The sequence below is a fragment of the Gordonia sp. (in: high G+C Gram-positive bacteria) genome (assembly GCF_020438995.1).
GTDB lineage: Bacteria > Actinomycetota > Actinomycetes > Mycobacteriales > Mycobacteriaceae > Gordonia.
Genome location: NZ_JAGQTN010000152.1, coordinates 1 through 3,385, shown reverse-complemented (window position 1 = coordinate 3,385; position 3,385 = coordinate 1). Strand labels below are relative to the sequence as shown.

4 protein-coding genes are annotated in these 3,385 nt (G+C 64.2%); all 4 read right to left on the bottom strand.

Translation table 11 applies throughout. The features are described 5' to 3' along the window. A partial coding sequence (locus tag KDB67_RS11385) for a hypothetical protein (RefSeq protein ID WP_291015805.1) occupies positions 1-501 on the bottom strand: 501 nt, incomplete at its 3' end. 175 nt (positions 502-676) lie between these two features. Next, positions 677-1,669, bottom strand: coding sequence for an aminotransferase class I/II-fold pyridoxal phosphate-dependent enzyme (locus KDB67_RS11380; protein WP_291015803.1), 993 nt, complete (start codon positions 1,667-1,669; stop codon positions 677-679). A 35-nt stretch (positions 1,670-1,704) separates the two neighbouring features. Further along, positions 1,705-2,730 carry a 3-oxoacyl-[acyl-carrier-protein] synthase III C-terminal domain-containing protein gene (locus KDB67_RS11375; protein WP_291015801.1) on the bottom strand — a complete coding sequence of 342 codons (1,026 nt, stop codon included), beginning with the start codon at positions 2,728-2,730 and terminating at the stop codon, positions 1,705-1,707. Beyond that, positions 2,727-3,353: an SRPBCC family protein gene (locus KDB67_RS11370; RefSeq protein ID WP_291015807.1), complete on the bottom strand. Its 627-nt coding sequence runs from the start codon at positions 3,351-3,353 to the stop codon at positions 2,727-2,729. The genes KDB67_RS11375 and KDB67_RS11370 overlap by 4 nt, the downstream gene beginning before the upstream one ends. Positions 3,354-3,385 lie beyond the last annotated feature (32 nt).

Here is a 3,385-nt window from a genome sequence, read left to right as displayed (position 1 = left end):
TGGCTCGTTCTCGTCACGGTTGTACACAAATGGTCGGTACGTGAGTGATTCGCCCGGTTTCATATTGTCGGCCGCGAGTCGCTTCGTACCGTCCAGGTCGTTGGTGTTCTCGCTGTCACCTTCGAAGAAGTCGACGCGTCCTTTGGTGAGGTAGACGGTACCGTTCTCTTCGCGGACCGTGTAGCGAAGCTCGACGCGGATCTCTCCACCGCATCGGGCCGTGGCAACCCTCGAGCGGGTCTGTCCGGAGGTCAGTGTGAAGTTGATGTTGACATCACGGTTGCAGCGTTCGTCCGAACCGAAGTTTTCGTAGTCGTTGATGACGAACGAGGCATCCCCGGTGATGGACCGGGTGGCCGCGTGCGCCGGAGCGGTTGTGGCGACAAGCCCGACGACGGCGGCGGCACAGGTGGCGGCGGCACACCATCGTGCGATGGGTCGGGTCGCCGTCCTTGTGCTCGCGGTCCGAAAGAGAAGAGAACTATGGTGATGCGAGAACATGATTTCCTCCGAGTGTGCGTAGTTGTTCCCGCCAGCTCGTGGACCAGAGCCCCGGCACAGAGGAGACACTGAGGCTGGTCGTTCTATGAAAGCAGGGATACCGAATCCGGACAAGGCACAGTTCAGCGCCGGTTTCTGCTTCGGATGTTGCTTTGGATGAGTAACGACCGGTGCGTCAGGCGGTTTGGGCGGTGAGGCGGAGTGCGTCGACGAGGTAGTCGGTGGTTCGGATATCGGCGACGGTGAGGCGGAAGCCGTGCTCCGGGCATTCCTTGCCGATGATTCCGATACTGCGCAACAGTCGGCCGAGCGCGATGCCGTCGTCACCGGGGAGGTACACGAAGTTCGCGTGACTCGGCAGAACCGTGCCGCCGAGAGCGGACAATGCCCCGATCAGGCGGTCGCGTTCGGCGCGCATGGCCTCGATACGGGACGTCAACTCACGCTGGGCGGCCAACGCGACCGGGACCGCGCATTCTGCGGCCGCGCTCACCGCGAACGGAATCTCGCGGCCTCGTGATCCGGCGATGCTCTCCGGTAGGCCGAATGCGTAACCCGCTCGGACGCCGGCAAGACCATATGCCTTCGAGAATGTGCGGAGCACAACAAGATCCGGATTCACCCCCAGCAATTGCGCGATGTCAGGTGGATTCTCCTGGTATTCGACGTACGCCTGATCGAGGATCACGCGAATACCGGCGGGGACTGCGCGCAAGAATGCGCGTAGCTCGGCATTGCCGATGATCGCACCGGTCGGATTGTGCGGAGAACACAGGATCACGGCGGCTGTATCGGGGCCGATACCCGCGAGGAGAGCATCGAGGTCGGGAATCCCTGACGGCGTCAGCGGAGACGGATCGATCGTCGCGCCGAGCATCCGGGCGAGGATCGCGAAGCCGTCGAACGTCGGTACCGGGGTGGAGATCCTCGGCCGCCGAGTTCTGGTGCGAGTAAGGCAATCTTGCAGGATCGTGAACGCAACGGCGGTGCCGCCGGCGCCCACAGTCACCGCGGCCGGGTCGACACCCAGATGCGTTGCGATCGCCGCGCGCAGAGTGTCCGGGAGGAACTCGGGATAGCGGTGTGCACGACGAGCCTGCTCGGCGAGCGCGGTCGCGACCGCCGGTAACGGCGGATAGGCGGATTCGTTGAGATCGCAACGAGCCACCAGCGGGGGGTCGCCGGGATGGCGTAGTGGCCCGCTCACGACCGGCCGGCCCAGCGGATGGCGCCCGCGGCGGCGAAATCACCCGCGTGGGCGAACGCCGCCATCAACACCACATCTCCGTCGGTGATCCGGCCGTCGGCCACCGCGGCATCCAGTGTCATCGGGATGCCGACGGCGAACAGGTTTCCGCACTCGTCGAACGTGTCGGGGTGGCGCTCCTCCGGAAGTTCCAGGGCCTCACGCCAGTTCCGCAGGAAGATGCGGTTTGGTTGATTGGTGATGAACGCGTCGAGATCACGGGTCTGCACCCCGATGTGGCCGGCGACCTCGTACGCGACCTCGGGCACCAGCCGGTTTCCGCGGGCCAGCACTTTCGCGATCTTGGCCTCGGTGAACCCGACGTGGATCTGGCCAGGCCCGGCCTCCCAGTACTTGCGTTCGGGCGAGGAGACCGCGGTCATGTCGGCCGAATACTGGCCGTACGAGCGGCACACCGTGTCCAGGACGGGACTTCCCACTTCCGAGAGAGTGAGCACCGCGACCGCCGCACCGTCACCGGGAATGGACGCCTGGGCCTTTCCACGCACCTGTTCCTGCACGAAGATCTGCCCGGCACTGTTCTGTGCCAGCCCGATCAGTGCTTTGCGGGCTCCGCGTGCCCGCAGCAGATCGCCCGCCAGTTCGACGAGAAGGATGAATGCGGCGCATCCACCGTTGTGGACATCGAGCACCACTTCCGGCCGCAACCCGAGCCGGTGCGCCACCTCGCCGACGCAGCCACGCACCGGAACCTCCGGAAGCTGACTGTGGGTGAGCACCACGTCGACGTCGTCGAGATAGTCGGCGCCATGGCGGTCGGTGAGAGTCTTTGCCGCCGTGACGATCATGTCGGCCGAGGTCTCGCCGTCGGCCGCGTGGTGACGGAACGAGGGTGATCGGAACATCACGTTCCCGGCCAGTTCGTCGGTCTCCGCGAACTGGGCGAAATAGTCTGCGGGAACCCTGTTTTCGGGTCGATAGGTGGCCAGGTCGGCCAGCCGGACGGTGGGTGTAGTGCTCATGTGCGCATCCAATCAGGGGTCAGCGGAAGGCCGTTGTGGTGCCGGAACTCGGCGATGGCGGTCAGGTTGTCGAGTTCGACCTGGTGCCCCGCCCAGAACATGTCCCACAGGTCGCCCACCCATTCCTCACGCTCCGGCGGCGCGGTGTCGGGGAACGGATTGTCGTCGTAGAAGGGATGCCGGCAGTTGTTCCACAACACCACCGAACCCGGCTTGTTCAGCACGATCTGGGCGTCGACCACCCGCATAAGGTAGATCATCCACAGGTGCTCACCCTGATCCCAGGCACAGTGATAGTCGACGGTCATGGCATCAGGATTGGCCTCGGTGCGCACGTAGATCTTGGTGTCGGCGTTGAGCATGTCGTAACCCACCCACAGGCCGGAATCAGTGTCGCGGCTGAATCCTCTGGTGCTGTACGTCCATTCCTCCAGCGATCGGGTATCGGCCAGCCACTCGTACAATTCGCGAGGCGGTGCATCGACGTAACCCTGGACGGGACAGAACTTTCCGTAGATCTGCTGGTGCGGGTACACCGAACGGATCTTGTCGACGACCAGTGCCGTGTTCGCCGAACGCGGATGGGTTTCTATCCGGAACACACCGTCGAGCGGTTCGGAGATATCGGCGAGTGCCGGGTTGGGAGGCGCGGACG

What these genes read in the sequence shown, in the direction of transcription:
- KDB67_RS11375 (WP_291015801.1), bottom strand. Translation starts at nt 2,730, where the DNA reads ATGAGCACTACACCCACCGTCCGGCTGGCCGACCTGGCCACCTATCGA.